Genomic DNA, 14,019 nt, shown 5'->3' on the forward strand with positions numbered 1-14,019 from the left:
AACGTATGCGAGAGCACATGTCCGGAACAAGGCCAGATGTGGCTGCGAAGATCCCTTTCGCCTGTTTGGAGCGAGGGAGAAACGTCCGATTAGACCGGAATTGAATCCTCAACTTGCCTTTAGTGAATGGGTTGGCGAGGGGGTGGGGTGGGGTGGTGTCCGGGTTCGCGCGTGACTCAACTCACGAGACCAAGGGTCATCAAGGCGGCATGCCGGGCAACTCGGGCATTGTGCTTCCGACTGTCGGGGATGCCGAGTCCCCGGAGGGCGGCAAGCGGACCCCCACGCAGGGGGATTCGGGGCGGTGGGGTTCGTGGGGGAAGCGGCCCGAGCCGGGCCGAGGCGCGGGCCCGGCGGGTCGGACGGGACCGGTCGTGGGTCGGGCCCGGACGGGCGTGGGTCGAGCCGGGGCGAGCGCGGGCTGAACTGCGGCCGGTGGCAAGGGCGTTCGCCGTACGTGTTCCATGCCGGCGTCGGGACGCCGGGCGGACCGGGCCGGCCTGAGCGGCGCATTCGGGCGGGCGTGGGCCGTGCGTCCGGGCGGGCGTGAGTGGCGCGTCCGGGCCGGGGGAGCAGTGCGGCCGGGGCCGGGACGAGCGGCGCGTCGACGGTCGTTCGGAGGCGAACTCCCGCCCCCGCGAGCCCTGTCGGCCGGCCGCAGGGGCGGGAACTCCCGCCCGTGCGGCCGCGTGTCAGCCCGCCGTGCGCGGGATTCTCTTCTCCCAGGTCCGGTGGAAGACGACCTCGTCGCCGTCCTTGCAGACGACCTCGTTGGACGTGATGAAGTCCTGCGCGTCGCAGCTGATGGTGGAGGCCGTCTCGACGCGGGCGTCCCACGGCAGGTCCGGGCGGTGCAGACGGATCGACCAGGTCGAGCGGGCGTGGGCGGACAGCGGGTCGGACGCGTCGATCGTGTACGTCTCCCGCGCGTCCTCCGTGCATTCGAGGCCGTCGGGATACGCGCGGGTGCCGCCGAGGCACGGGTCGACCTCCAGGCGCCAGGTGTCCGCGGCCACGTCGCGCAGGACCAGGCGTTCCGGACGGGGTTCGTCCAGCGTCTCGGAGACGGCCACGCCGAGGGGCTCCGCCTCCTCCGGTTCCCCGAAGGTGATGGAGGGGTCCGACTCCCTTGTCCGTACGGGGAGTTCGAGGGCGCTGCCGATGGGGTCGAGGGTGAAGCCCGCCTCCGAGCCCGGCTGGGGCCAGATCCAGGGCCAGTAGGCGGAGGAGACGCTCAGGCGGATGCGGTGGCCCGCGGGGAACGCGTAGCCGATGCCGTTCAGGTCGAACGCCACGTTCTCCGTGGTGCCGGGTTCCGCGGGAACCGTCCGGTCGCGGCCGCGGCGCGCCGACAGGTTCAGGGCGCCTCGGGTGACGAGCGTGGAGGCTCCGTCGGGGGCCACGTCGCAGAGGCGGGCGATCACCTGGCCCCTGGGTGACGCGGACGTCAGCCGCAGATCGACCCGCGGGCGGCCCAGCACCCAGGTCTCCGCCGGTACCTCGAACTCGAAGCAGGCCGACCGGGCGTCCTCCTCCCGCTGGTCCGGCGGGAGGTCGGCGGCGTTGCCGAAGGGGAAGAAGCGGCCCGCGTCGACCCCCGTGTGCTGCGGGGACCGCACCGGCACCGGGGTGCCCTGGAGCGCGTACGTGATCGGGGTCACCGAGGGTGAGGGCCAGGCCGGGTCGCCGACCCAGCGGCCGGGGAGTTCCTCGTAGACGGTCGCCGGCGGGTGCGCGTCCATCACGTACGAGCGCAGGAGGGGGACGGAGAGCGCGCCCGTGTCCTCGTCCCGGAGCCAGTGGTCCCACCAGCGGAGCGTCTCCTGGAGGAAGCCGATGGCCGGTCCGGGCGGCAGGCCCCGGTCCGGGTACTGGTGCGACCAGGGACCGATGAGACCTCGTACGCGATCCGGTGGCAGGTTCTCCACCAGGCGCAGCACCGTGTCGCGGTACGGGTCGTGCCAGCCGCCGACCGCGAGGACCGCCGCGCGGATCGAGCCGTAGTCCTCGCGGACGCTGCCGTGCCGCCAGTACGCGTCCCGGGTCTGGTGCGCCAGCCAGGTGTGGACGAAGGGGTCGAGCGCCTCCAGCCGCCTCACCCACATGTCGCGCCACATCACCTCGCCCACATGCACCGGGTCCGGCGGGCGGGCGGCGAAGGCGAGCAGGGTGGCCGCCCAGGAGTGCGTGTCGACGGCGAGGACGGAACCTCCCGCGTAGTGCCCGTCGTTGTCATAGCGGTCGTCCGTCGAGCAGACCGTGACGACCGCCTTGAGCGGCTCGGGCGCGCGGGCCGCGATCTGGAGGGAGTTGAAGCCGCCCCAGGAGATCCCGAACATGCCGACCCTGCCGGTGCACCAGGGCTGGGCCGCCAGCCACGTGATCACTTCCACCCCGTCGGCCGGCTCGGTCTCGGCGTACTCGTCCGTCGGCATGCCCTCCGAGTTGCCGTGGCCGCGCACGTCCACGCGGACGGAGGCGTAGCCGTGTCCGGCGTACCAGGGGTGGCGCTGCCGGTCGCGCGGTGCCGTCCAGTCGGTCAGGCGGTACGGGCTGTACTCCAGGAGCGCCGGTACGGGCTCCTCGGTCAGCGGGCGCCAGATCCGGGCGTACAGACGGGTGCCGTCCGAGAGAGGGACGAGGACGTCCTCGTGAGTGGTCTCGTAGGGGAAGGACGTACGGATGTGCATGAGCCACCTCGGTGGACGGACTGCATCTCGGAGGACGGGGTGCATCGTGCGGCGTGGCCGGGGGGGAGGGCCTTCACGTCCGGGCCCGACTCGTTCTCGGCGGAGCTACGGGACTACGGGACACAGTCACTGCTTCCGGGCACTTGGCGGTATGTCGTCGTGTATCGGTTCAGATCGGCCGATCATGAACATACCGCCGGTGATCGGGTGGCGCCCGCAAGTCGGGGTACCCGCCGTTGGGGCACGCAGGTGCTTCACGTGTGCCTTCCGGGTGTACTCCCGTATACCTGCTGGCGGAGCGAAGTCGGCCGGGGGACGGTGGGCGCTCGTGGTGATCGAAACGTGACCGGATACGCTGACTTGAGTGATGGCAGCGACACATCGACAAACCGTGTCATCGACCGAATGATCGACCGAGTTCGCCATGTGATCGTCAGCAGACAGGAGAACCTCTCGTGACCGTCGTCGGGCCGTTCGGGCTGAGCGTGCGGGACCAGGCTCTCGAAGCCGATGTCCAGGCCGGATTGGCGGCTGTCGAGGAGGGTTTGCTCGAAGCCACCAAGAGCGAGGTCCCGTTCATCACGGAAGCCGCCCAGCACCTCGTGCGGGCCGGCGGGAAGCGGTTCAGGCCGCTGCTCGTGATGCTCGCCGCGCAGTTCGGTGACCCCTACGCGCCGGGTGTCGTGCCCTCGGCCGTGGTCGTCGAGCTGACCCACCTCGCCACGCTGTACCACGACGACGTGATGGACGAGGCCGAGGTCAGGCGCGGGGTGGACAGCGCCAACGTGCGCTGGGGCAACTCGCTGGCCGTCCTCACGGGTGACTTCCTCTTCGCCCGCGCCTCGTACATCCTGGCCGACCTCGGGCCCGAGGCCGTCCGGATCCAGGCCGAGGCGTTCGAGCGGCTGGTGACCGGGCAGATCCTGGAGACCGCCGGGCCGCGCGACGGACGCGATCCGGTCGATCACTACCTCGACGTGCTCAGCGGCAAGACCGGTTCGCTGGTCGCCGTCGCGTGCCGGTTCGGGGCGATGATGTCGGGGGCCGACGAGACGGTCGTGGACGTGCTGACGCAGTACGGGGAGCGGCTGGGCGTCGCTTTCCAGCTCGCGGACGACGTCCTCGACATCGCGTCCGACTCGCACGAGTCCGGCAAGACGCCGGGGACCGATCTGCGCGAGGGCATTCCCACGCTGCCGGTGCTGCGGCTGCGTGAGCGCGCGGAACGCCTGGGGCTCGCCGAGGACATCGCGCTGTGCGAGCTGCTGGACTCGGACCTGACGGACGACGCGCGGCACGCCGAGGCGCTGGCGCGGCTGCGGGAGCACCCCGCGCTGGAGCAGGCGCGCCGGGACACCGTGCGCTATGCGGAGGACGCGCGGGCCGCGCTGGCCCCGCTGCGGGAGTGCGACGCGAAGGCCGCCCTGGTCGAGCTGGTGGACGCCGTGGTGCACCGGGCCGGCTGAGACGGCCGTCAGTAGCCGCCGCCTCCTCCTGTGCTCGGGGACGCCGGTGCCGTTGTGGTGATCTTCGCTCCGGTGGGTGTGACGGCGAACCACGTTCCGTCCACGCCCTGGCCTTGGGCATCCTTCGGCCCGGTGTCCTTGGCGTAGCGGTAGAGGGGCCAGCCGGCGAGGGTCAGTTGGGTGCCGCCGTCGGTGCGTTTCACCGTGGAGACCAGGCTCTTGTCGACGCCGTTCGTGGTCACGCCGCCCTGGGTCGTGGCCGGCGGCCAGACCTGGGCACAGGTGTCGTAGCAGCTGACCCTGGTCGGGTTCGCCGAGTCCGCGTCGAAGCGGTACAGGACGTACCCCTTGCTGTCGGTCACGACCGTGCCCAGTTTCCCGACCTCGGCGGTATTCAGTGTCGCTGTCGCCGATCCCGTGGAGCCGGTGCTCTTGGCGGAGCCGTCCCCGCTTCCGCTTCCACCCCCTCCGCATCCGGAGAGCGTGAGCGCCAGGACGGCGGCGCCCGTGGCGGCGTATCCCGTGATGTGCCTGATGGCGAGCATGACGATCCTCGATCCTCGATCCGTCGCCCCCCTGGAGGGCTGGGCGATCCTGATCGCTGCCACCCGTAAGTACGGATTCGAGCCGTTTTCCGCTCGAATCGCCGCCGGATTTGATCGGCTCTGTGAATGTGATGGGCGTCACACTCTTGGATTGAGTCCAGGATCGGATCGAGTCCGTACCTCTGCGCAGAAGCTGACGCAGGGGGCGTCGGCCGAGTTACGGGGAGAAAACAGAATCATGGGATCGAACGCCACGTTCACGACGCGTCGCAAGAGCCTGATCCTGACCGGTGTCGCGGTGGCCGCAGCGGCCGGTGTCGCCGCCGCCGTCATCCCGGCGGTCGCCGCCGACCACGGCGGCCACGGCAGGAAGAACGTCACGAGCCACAGCGAGAAGAGCGGTACCGACCACTCCGGGCACGACGACACGACCATCGTCACGCAGCACGGGGTCATGGGCGGCACGGGCGGCACCATCCTCGCCGCCAGTCTGCGCGGCGCCGCCGAGGTGCCCGTCCAGGGCGGCCCCGCCGTCGGCGACAAGGACGGCGCGGCGCTGGAGTTCATCAAGGTCAAGGGAGACAAGGTGTCCGTGGCCGTCACCTGGCGCGGCACCGGCAGGCCCACCCTGCTCCACATCCACCAGGGCGCCAAGGGAGCCAACGGCGGCGTCAAGGTCGACTTCGGGAAGCTGCTCGACCGGATCAAGGGCCACACCGTGGTCGGGACCGTCAAGGTCGAGGACACGGCCCTGCTCGACGCTCTGAAGACCGACCCCGGTTCGTTCTACGCCAATCTGCACACCGCCGAGTTCCCGGGCGGGGCCGTCCGCGGCCAGCTCCACAAGGTCACGAGCACCTTCGACTTCAGGAACGCCCTGCACAACTTCCAGGCGTCCGTGGTCGAGGGCAAGCAGATCTACGAGTGCAAGCCGGCCGAGGGCGGTGGCTACGCCTTCGCCCAGCGCGATGTCGCGGCCCGGCTCGGCGGTCACATCGCCCACTCCTTCGTGAAGCCCAACTCCGGTACCCCGCAATGGGTCGCGCCCGACCGCAGCGCGGTCACCGGCGCGCTGATCGCGAAGACCCCGAACGGCGCAACGAACATCCCCGAGCTCGACCTCAGGGCCACCCAGTCGGGCCGGCACCACGGCCTGCTGGCCGGCACACAGGAGATCCTGCGCCTGAACACCGTGGGCGGCGTCGCCCCGGCGGGCTCCTGCTCGCCCGGCACGATCGTGGGGGTCCCTTACCAGGCGGACTACGTCTTCGTGCAGCGCTGAGGCGAGCGCCCGGCCGGAATCCCGCCGATTCCGGCCGGGCGCGCGGTCGCGGCGGCGCCTCGTCCGGCAAGACCCCTACGGGTCGGTCGGGGCGCCGCCCTCTCACGTCATACCGCAGGACTACGCGGAGTTGAGTCCGGGGGCTGACGCTTCGATCCCGCCGATTCGGTCAGATGGAGAACACCACTCCTCACCGGTTCGGGTGAGAATGGCGGCTTAGGGGTGGAGCAGGGCACGACGGTAGGGCCGCCGCCTACGACGGAGGTAAGGCACACATGGCACCGTACGCATCCGACGACAGCGCGAGGGCCGCAGAGGCCGACGACGCCGACGACCTGCGCGCCGGCCGACGCAAGGCCGCGCGGTACGTCGTTCCGGTCGCGGTGGTGGGGGTGGCGGCGGCGACGATCGGGCTCGTCCCGGCACTCGCCGACTCCGGAGACCCCGACCTGCCGAAGGTCACCGCTCAGCAACTCATCGAGAAGATCGCCAAGTCGGACGTCCAGCAGCTGTCCGGCACGGTCAAGATCAGCACCGATCTCGGACTGCCGAACCTGGGCGGGCTGGAGAGCAGCTTCGCGTCGGGTGCCGCCCGAGGCGACGGAGGCTCCTCCGCGGACCCGCAGTCGAAGCTCCTCGAACTGGCGTCTGGCACACACACGTTGCGCGTCGCCGCCGACGGCCCGGACAAGGGCAAGGTCTCCCTCCTGGACAGCGCCGCCGAGTACAGCCTCATCCACAACGGCAAGGACGTGTGGGGGTACGACAGCAAGTCGAACGAGGTCTACCACGCGACGTCCGCCGACTCCGGGGGCGCCGAGGAGAAGGCGCCGCGGGATGTCCCGGCCACGCCCAAGGACTTCGCCGACGAGGCCCTCAAGGCCGTGGACGAGACGACCTCCGTGACCGTCGACGGCACAGCGCACGTCGCGGGCCGCGACGCCTACAGGCTGGTCATCAAGCCCAGGCAGTCCGGCTCCACGGTCGGTGCGATCAGCATCGCGGTGGACGCGAGGACGGGTCTGCCGCTGAAGTTCACGCTGACCCCGGCGAGCGGCGGCGCGGCCGTCGTGGACGCGGGCTTCACCCGGGTCGACTTCTCCAAGCCGGCCGCGTCGACCTTCGCCTTCACCCCGCCCAAGGGCGCGAAGGTCACCGAGGGCGACGAGCACGAGGGTGTGAAGGGCGACAAGCTGAAGGACCTGCGCGGCGACAGGCCGAAGGGCGCGGAGAAGGCGCGGCCGGGGGCCGACGAAGGTCTGGCCGGGGGCCTTGACGGCCTGAAGACCATCGGCGAGGGCTGGAACTCCATCGCCGTGTTCGAGACCGGCGGCCAGGGCCTGCCGACCGGCGCGTCCGGCTCGTCCGGCAACAGCGACGTCGACGGCTTCCTGAACTCCCTCGGCGACCACGTCACCGGCAAGTTCGGCTCGGGCACGGTCTTCTCGACCCGCCTGGTCAACGCGCTGATCACGGACGACGGCAAGGTGTACGCCGGTGCCGTCACCAAGGCCGCGCTGGTGAAGGCGGCCGACGCGGCCCAGTAGGTCCCAGGAGAGCCGAACCGAGGGAGCCCATGGAGGAGCTGTCCGCCGTCGAGCCCGATCCGGCGCAGGCCGGGGGCGGCGCCGTGTCCGCCGGGCAGGCGGGCAGCGCCCGCACGGCGCCTGCCCGGAAACCGGAAGGAACCGGCGCCGCGCCCGCCGGGGGAGCGGGTGACGACGGCGCCGCGCCCGCGAGGGGAGGCGACGCGGCACCCGCGACGCGAGCCGGAGGCACTGCCACGGCGGCCACCGCGAACACGGCGCCCACCGCGCCCACCGAGGACGCGGTGATCGCCACCCGCGCGCTGAGCAAGCGCTTCCGCGGCGGACAGCTCGCCGTCGACGGCCTGGACCTCACCGTCCCGGCGGGCAGCGTCTTCGGCTTCCTCGGGCCGAACGGCTCGGGCAAGACCACCACCATCCGCATGCTGATGGGCCTGATCGAGCCGACCTCGGGCACGGCCCGCGTGCTGGGGCAGCCCATGCCCCGGTCGGCGCGGGCCGTGCTCCCGCACGTAGGGGCGCTGATCGAGGGTCCCGCCCTGTACGGCTTCCTCTCCGGGCGGGACAACCTCATCCGGTACGACGCCGCCGACCCGACCGCCGATCCCCGGACCCGGCGGACCCGCGTCGCGGCCGCCCTCGACCGGGTCGGACTGACCGCCGCCGCGGGCAAGAAGGCGAAGGCGTACTCCCTGGGCATGAAGCAGCGGCTCGGACTCGCGGCCGCGCTGCTCCAGCCCCGCCGCCTGCTCGTCCTGGACGAGCCGACCAACGGTCTCGATCCCCAGGGCATGCGCGAAATCCGCTCGCTGGTCAGGGAGCTGGCCTCGGACGGTACGACCGTCTTCCTCTCCTCCCACCTCCTCGACGAGATCGAGCAGGTCTGCACGCACGCGGCCGTGATGGCGCAGGGCCGGCTCATCACCCAGGGCGCGGTCGCGGACCTCGCGGCGGGTGCGCGGGGCCGGCTGGTGGTGACCACCCCGGACGCGGGGGACGCGGCCCGGGTCCTCAAGGAACAGGGCGTCGCCGATCTCGTCGTGACCGAGACAGGGGTGACCGTGGAGCCGCCCGACCGTGAACTCGCCGAACTGAACGCCGCGCTGGTCACGGCGGGCGTCCGGGTCCGTGGCTTCGGGGTCGAACGGGCCTCGCTGGAGGACGCGTTCGTGGCACTGACGGGGGAGGGCTTCGATGTCGCGGGCTGAGACGCTGCGCGTGGGGGCGGAGACCGGCCGTGCGCCGAGCCCGCTGTGGACACTCGGGCTCTTCCGCAATGAGCTCGTCACGACCTTCCGGCGCTGGCGGACGATCGCCCTGCTCGGCGTGCTCGCGGCCGTGCCGGTCCTCATCGGCAGCGCCATCAAGATCGAGACGGGTGACGGTTCGAGGGCGGGCGGTGGCGGAGGTGAGGGACCCGCGTTCATCGCGCAGATCACCAACAACGGCCTGTTCCTGGTGTTCACCGCGCTGGCCGCGACCCTCCCCTTCTTCCTGCCGATGGCGATCGGCGTCATCGCGGGCGACGCGATCGCCGGTGAGGCCAACGCCGGGACCCTGCGCTATCTCCTCGTCGCCCCCGCCGGCCGCACCCGGCTGCTGCTCACGAAGTACGCGACGACGATGACGTTCTGCCTGGTCGCGACCCTGGTGGTGGCCGTCTCGGCGCTTCTGGTGGGCGTCCTGCTGTTCCCACTGGGCGAGCTGACCACCATCTCCGGGACCCGCATCGGTTTCACCGAGGGGCTCGGCCGCGCGCTGCTCATCGCCCTCGTCGTGGCGGCGTCACTGACCGGCGTCGCGGCACTGGGCCTGTTCGTCTCGACCCTCACCAACAGCGGCATCGCGGCCATGGCGACGACGGTCGGCCTCCTCATCACCGTCCAGATCCTCGACCAGATCCCCCAGCTGCACGCGCTCCAGCCGTACTTCTTCTCCCACTACTGGCTGTCCTTCGCCGACCTCATGCGCGACCCGGTCTACTGGGACGACCTGATCCACAACCTCGGCCTCCAGGGCCTGTACGCCGCCGTGTTCGGGTCGGCGGCGTGGGCGCGGTTCACGGCGAAGGACATCACCGCCTAGACGGGGGGCGGCTCAGACCTCGTACGGGAAGCGGGCGAGCGGCGGTTCCTGCACCCCGAAGAAGGTCTTCGCGCGGGCCAGCGCCTCGGCGTCGTTCAGGACATCGCCGCGCCCGCTGCCGTTGCCGAGCAGGACCCCGCCGAAGCGCATCTTCATGTACGCCGCCGAGTTGCTCAGCGTGCCGATCAGCGGGTCGGCGACCTCCTGCTCCTCGTGCGCGAGCGCGGTGACGCCCCAGAGGGTGCGGCCGCCCATGGTGGCCTTGAAGTCGATGCCGGGCGTGCGCAGCCAGCCCGACCAGTAGTCCAGGTAGCGCTTGGTCAGTCCGGACACGGAGTACCAGTACAGCGGCGAGGCGATCACGATGTCGGTGGCCGCGAGCGTGGCGTCGAGCAGCAGGTCCGGGGTGCTCCCGGCGGGAGGGCGCACATGGTCGCTGTCGCGGCGCAGGTCCACGAAGTCGGGGAGCGGATGCTCGGCGAGGCTGAGCCAGCGCTGCTCCACACCGGCGGGCAGCTGCTCCGCGGCCTCGCGGGCCAGCAGCTCGGTGTTGCCACCGGTGCGGCTGCTGCCGAGCAGGAACAGGAATTTGCGGGTCATGGTTCCCCCTGGATCACACGCCACGAACGACGTCCATTACATGCGTGCACAATATATGCGCACGCATGCAATAGTCCAGCGCAGAGGGGTCCGCCCCACCCTTCTTTCGCCCCCTCCGCCCCTATCCCAACCCGTACCTGGGGCTCCGCCCCAGCCCCCGCTCCTCAAACGCCGGAGGGGCTGGATTCTCCTCCGGCCGGGGCTGGATCTTGCCCCGGCCGGAGCTGAGAAGCGGATATCGCACCCGCACCCGTCCACGCACGGGAGGGGCCGTGCCGGTACATCCCTGATGTCCGTCGCTTACGTCCGGATCGAGCAGCGGCTCCCTCATGCACTCACGTCTGATCCAGCGGCGACGGACTGGGATGTACCGGCACGGCCCCGACCCACCCACCGGACCGGCACCCGCACCCGCACCCGCACCCACCGGACCGGCACCGACCGGACGCGACCCGACCGGCCCGCAGCCAGGCGAACGCACCCGAGGTCAGCGCCCCGGCGCCGGCGGCCGAGGCACCCGCGGCGGCCGAGCCGGCGCGACAGGCCCGGGCGCCGAGCCGGCGACGGGACCCCCAGGAGTGGCCGAACCCCGGCCGGACTGGCGGCGAGCCGCGCCCGCGACGGAGTTGCCGGAGCCGCTGGAGGGCGCAGTACCCGGCCCCCCGGGTGTCGCCGTCGCACCCGCCACCGCCGGCCTGCCCCAGCTCTCCGGAACCGAGGTGTGCCGCTCCACCGTCCCGCGCTCCCGTGCCGCGGCCAGCCGGGCCGCCTGCTGCGCCGTGGGGGCGAACCCCGGGGCCGCGTTGCCGCTCTGGGACGGGACCTGGCGGGCGGCCATGGCGTTCAGGGCGGCCTGGGTGTCACGGGGGAAGACATCACGGGGCAGCAACTGCGACGCCGCACCGGTCACCTCGACGCGCCGCTGACCACCCCCCGTCTCGAAGGTGACGCCGTAGCCGAGGAACTGCCGGTCCTGGTCGAACATCAGGTCCCCCCGCACCTGCCCGCCCCCCGCCCGGGTCCGCTCGGCCAGATCCTGGAGAGCCTCCGGCATCGGCGCGGTCCGCCCGAGGCTCGCCACATACGCCTCCGCCTCCACGTGCCCCTCCCGGAACCGCGGCTTCCCGTCGGGCCCGGTGTGCATCTGCACGGCGCCGACCCGGTTGTCGGGGTGGATGTCGATGGTGAGGCGGCCGTCACCGCCGTACTCGCTGACGAACCGCTCACGCATCGCGGTGAACTGGACCTGGTTCTCCAGCGCCGGAGGCAGGTTCGGCCCGTAGATGGTGACCCTGGCCTCGGGGTCGGCCTCCAGAATGATCTCGGCGTTGGCCACGCCCGTGCCGCCGGCACCCGCGACCAGCCAGGTCTTCGGGGCACCCTCGCCGCTCACGTCGAAACGGTTCTCGGCGATCTCGTCACCGATGAAGACCCGCCCGGGCGCGGCGGCCCTCGCCCGCTCCCACTGGGCCGTGGCGTCGAGCGTCTGGAGCGCGGCCCGCGCGCCGCCGCCCGAGCGCAGCCCGTCCAGCACGCCTTCCTCCCGCAGGATCCGGAGGGTCTGCTGCGCGTCGGTCGCCCCCGTCAGCCGGGCGTGCGCCGGGGAGTCGGCGGGCAGCTGCCCGCGCACGGCGTCGAGGGCCTCCGGCAGATTCACCACGTCCCGGCGGTCGACGCCCGGCACCATCTCCGGCGGCAGCCCGGTGGCGACCGTCGGGGTTCCTTCGACGTTCACATAGACGTCGGAGGAGCCGTCGCCCGGGCGGATGTGCGCGTACAGATGGCCGTCCTGCGCCGCGACCAGCCGCGCGGTCCCGTCGACGACCGGTCCGCGTACGGCGAGCTCGTCCTCCCACAGGCGTACCGCGTCACGCGGCACCCGCGCGGTCGGGTCGGCGAACTGGTGGGCGTCGCCCAGCCCGGTCGTCCGCATGTCCCGTACCTGGTCGGGGGACTGGACGATGCCCTGGCCGGGGTCCAGGTGCCAGCGGCCGCGCGCGTCGACGAGCAGGGCGTCAGGGTCGCGCCCGACGAGGCTGGCGCCACCGCCGATGACGATTTCGCGGGTGGGCCACGCGCCCGTCGTGGCGGCCTCCGCGCGCAGTTGCTCGAGCGTGCCGGCGGCGGCCCGGGTGCGCTGATCGGCGGCCCGGGCCGCCGCCGAGGCGAGTTCCTCGCGCGGGACGGGGGAGCCGTCGGGCCGGAACCCCGGCAGGGGAGGGGCGTCGGCGGACGTCCCGAGGGGCCGGGCGTGCTCGGCCCGCGACCGGAACTCCCGGAGCTCGGCCACGTCGGCGGCGCCCAACCGCTCCATGGGGACGGCCAGTTCGCGCAGCGCGTCGGTGGCCGCCGGGGTCAGGTGCTGGTCGACGATGTCACGGCGGATGTCGGCGGCCTGGAGCTCCTGCGCGTACCGCTCGGAGCCGGCCGCAGCCCCTGGCCGCAGCCCGGTGTGGTCGATGAGTGCCGACAACTCGCCGCGCGCCTCCGCGCGTCGGGAGGCGTCGAGGGTGGTGTCGTTCATGCGGGCGGCCAGGTAGTTCAGCTCGCCGACCCGGCCGAGGTCCTCCTCGGTGAGGCTCAGGCGCCGTTCCGCGGCGCCGAGCCGCCCCCGGGCCAGCAGGTCGTCGTGGCTCGGTGCGACGCCCGCGATCTCGGGGTCGCCGGCGGCGGCACGGGCCGCCCGGTCGCGCACCGCGAGCAGTTCGCCGACCTCGTGGCTCAGCGCCCGCCCGACCTGCCGCGGGTCCATCCGGTCGGAGAGCTGGACGACGTGCTGGTCCGAGGTGGTGTTGACGTGCGTCCGCGCGACCGTGCCGGAGGGAAGCGGCACGGCGTCCAGACGCAGGGTGAGGTCCCTGCCCCGGTCGTCGGTGAGCGCGAAGAAGCGGTCGCCCGCGGCGCCGGACCGCAGCTCGACCGAGTGCAGCCGCTGCGCGTACAGGCTCTGCACCACCATCGGCAGGGTGCTCTCCGCCTGCGCGACGACGGCGGCCTGCCGCCCGGGATCAGGGGCTGCGCCGGTGCCCGAGACGAAGCGGCTGCCCGCGATGTCGGTCGCGGCGATGACGGTCGGTTCCGGCCCCGGCGCCGGGGCGGCGGCCGCGGCCCCGGCCGGAGCGTCCGGCCGGGTGTCCGCCGGGGCGGAGCGGCCCGGGTCCCTGCGGTCGAGCGGTTCCTGGTCCACTGGCACTTTCCCCCTTGGCCGGCCTCGTGGCACGTAAGATCTTGGCATGCTGATCGCCCGTTCGACGCAGGAAGCACACCTCTACATGGACCTGCACGCGTGTGTGTGCGGGGCGGAGGACTTCGAGCGCCGGCACCGTCTCGACGAGCGTGACGGTGTGCTGATCGCGGTGTACGAAGGGGTCTGTCCGCAGTGCGGCCGCGCCCGCTCCTTCGCTTTCCGGCTCACCGACGAACTCCCGCCCGCGCCACCGGCGTTCGGCGGCGCCGAGCCCTCGCGGATCATCGACCCCGGGGAGTTCCTGTGGGTCGGCGACCAGGTCGCCACGGACACGGGACTGCGGCTGCTGCACACGCCGCCCGCCGAGCGGGGCGGGCAGCGCGCGGGCTCCGCGTTCGCGCTCGCGGCGGTGGAGGAGGTCCTCAAGTTCCTTCCGGAGGGCGCCGATCGCGTCCCCGAGGAGCTCATCACCTCGGAGCGCGGCCGGGAGGTGTTCCACAAGAACCCGCGCCGTTTCGAGCGCGCCGGACTCCTGGAGAACATCGCCCGCAAGCGCCGCATCCTGGAGGGCCTCGACCACGTCGGCCCGCCGCCGGGCGCGTAGGACCTGTCCGGGG

General features: G+C 72.4%; 10 protein-coding genes. 6 read left to right on the forward strand and 4 right to left on the reverse strand.

Annotation, left to right across the window (positions count from 1 at the left end; genetic code table 11):
• Positions 1-692: 692 nt before the first annotated feature.
• A complete protein-coding gene (locus OG788_RS26500) occupies positions 693-2,690 on the reverse strand; it encodes a CocE/NonD family hydrolase (protein WP_406373914.1) in 1,998 nt (665 codons plus the stop codon).
• Positions 2,691-3,145: 455 nt separating this feature from the next.
• Between OG788_RS26500 and OG788_RS26505 the strand changes: the two genes are divergently transcribed.
• Positions 3,146-4,156: a polyprenyl synthetase family protein gene (locus OG788_RS26505; protein WP_266761596.1), complete on the forward strand. Its 1,011-nt coding sequence runs from the start codon at positions 3,146-3,148 to the stop codon at positions 4,154-4,156.
• 8 nt (positions 4,157-4,164) lie between these two features.
• On the opposite strand, the gene OG788_RS26510 is transcribed toward OG788_RS26505, so the two are convergent.
• The gene (locus OG788_RS26510) at positions 4,165-4,701 is read right to left on the reverse strand and encodes a hypothetical protein (protein WP_406373916.1); all 537 of its coding nucleotides are present in this window, start codon (positions 4,699-4,701) and stop codon (positions 4,165-4,167) included.
• A 238-nt stretch (positions 4,702-4,939) separates the two neighbouring features.
• On the opposite strand from OG788_RS26510, the gene OG788_RS26515 reads away from it, so the two are divergent.
• The 4 genes from OG788_RS26515 to OG788_RS26530 all read left to right on the forward strand — a co-directional run bounded on the left by OG788_RS26515 (position 4,940) and on the right by OG788_RS26530 (position 9,615).
• Positions 4,940-5,983, forward strand: a complete 1,044-nt coding sequence (locus OG788_RS26515; RefSeq protein ID WP_406373917.1) for a CHRD domain-containing protein — start codon at positions 4,940-4,942, stop codon at positions 5,981-5,983.
• 275 nt (positions 5,984-6,258) lie between these two features.
• The gene (locus OG788_RS26520; protein ID WP_406373919.1) at positions 6,259-7,530 is read left to right on the forward strand and encodes a LolA family protein; all 1,272 of its coding nucleotides are present in this window, start codon (positions 6,259-6,261) and stop codon (positions 7,528-7,530) included.
• A 29-nt stretch (positions 7,531-7,559) separates the two neighbouring features.
• A complete protein-coding gene (locus tag OG788_RS26525) occupies positions 7,560-8,738 on the forward strand; it encodes an ABC transporter ATP-binding protein (protein ID WP_406373921.1) in 1,179 nt (392 codons plus the stop codon).
• Positions 8,725-9,615, forward strand: a complete 891-nt coding sequence (locus OG788_RS26530; protein ID WP_406373923.1) for an ABC transporter permease — start codon at positions 8,725-8,727, stop codon at positions 9,613-9,615. Before OG788_RS26525 ends, OG788_RS26530 begins: the two co-directional genes overlap by 14 nt.
• Positions 9,616-9,627: 12 nt before the next feature.
• Here OG788_RS26530 and OG788_RS26535 read toward each other — a convergent pair whose 3' ends face one another.
• Complete coding sequence (locus tag OG788_RS26535) at positions 9,628-10,215, reverse strand: flavodoxin family protein (protein ID WP_406373925.1); 588 nt, start codon at positions 10,213-10,215, stop codon at positions 9,628-9,630.
• Between the two features lie 487 nt (positions 10,216-10,702).
• Complete coding sequence (locus OG788_RS26540) at positions 10,703-13,402, reverse strand: hypothetical protein (protein ID WP_406373927.1); 2,700 nt, start codon at positions 13,400-13,402, stop codon at positions 10,703-10,705.
• 46 nt (positions 13,403-13,448) lie between these two features.
• Here OG788_RS26540 and OG788_RS26545 point away from each other — a divergent pair, with 46 nt between their 5' ends.
• Positions 13,449-14,006 (forward strand): hypothetical protein, encoded by a 558-nt coding sequence (locus OG788_RS26545; protein ID WP_351554994.1) that lies wholly within the window; start codon positions 13,449-13,451, stop codon positions 14,004-14,006.
• Positions 14,007-14,019 lie beyond the last annotated feature (13 nt).

This window comes from Streptomyces sp. NBC_00647 (genome assembly GCF_045207245.1).
Lineage (GTDB): Bacteria > Actinomycetota > Actinomycetes > Streptomycetales > Streptomycetaceae > Streptomyces.

What these genes read in the sequence shown, in the direction of transcription:
- OG788_RS26500 (WP_406373914.1), bottom strand. Translation starts at nt 2,690, where the DNA reads ATGCACATCCGTACGTCCTTCCCCTACGAGACCACTCACGAGGACGTC.
- OG788_RS26510 (WP_406373916.1), bottom strand. Translation starts at nt 4,701, where the DNA reads ATGCTCGCCATCAGGCACATCACGGGATACGCCGCCACGGGCGCCGCC.
- OG788_RS26515 (WP_406373917.1), top strand. Translation starts at nt 4,940, where the DNA reads ATGGGATCGAACGCCACGTTCACGACGCGTCGCAAGAGCCTGATCCTG.
- OG788_RS26520 (WP_406373919.1), top strand. Translation starts at nt 6,259, where the DNA reads ATGGCACCGTACGCATCCGACGACAGCGCGAGGGCCGCAGAGGCCGAC.
- OG788_RS26525 (WP_406373921.1), top strand. Translation starts at nt 7,560, where the DNA reads ATGGAGGAGCTGTCCGCCGTCGAGCCCGATCCGGCGCAGGCCGGGGGC.
- OG788_RS26530 (WP_406373923.1), top strand. Translation starts at nt 8,725, where the DNA reads ATGTCGCGGGCTGAGACGCTGCGCGTGGGGGCGGAGACCGGCCGTGCG.
- OG788_RS26535 (WP_406373925.1), bottom strand. Translation starts at nt 10,215, where the DNA reads ATGACCCGCAAATTCCTGTTCCTGCTCGGCAGCAGCCGCACCGGTGGC.
- OG788_RS26545 (WP_351554994.1), top strand. Translation starts at nt 13,449, where the DNA reads ATGCTGATCGCCCGTTCGACGCAGGAAGCACACCTCTACATGGACCTG.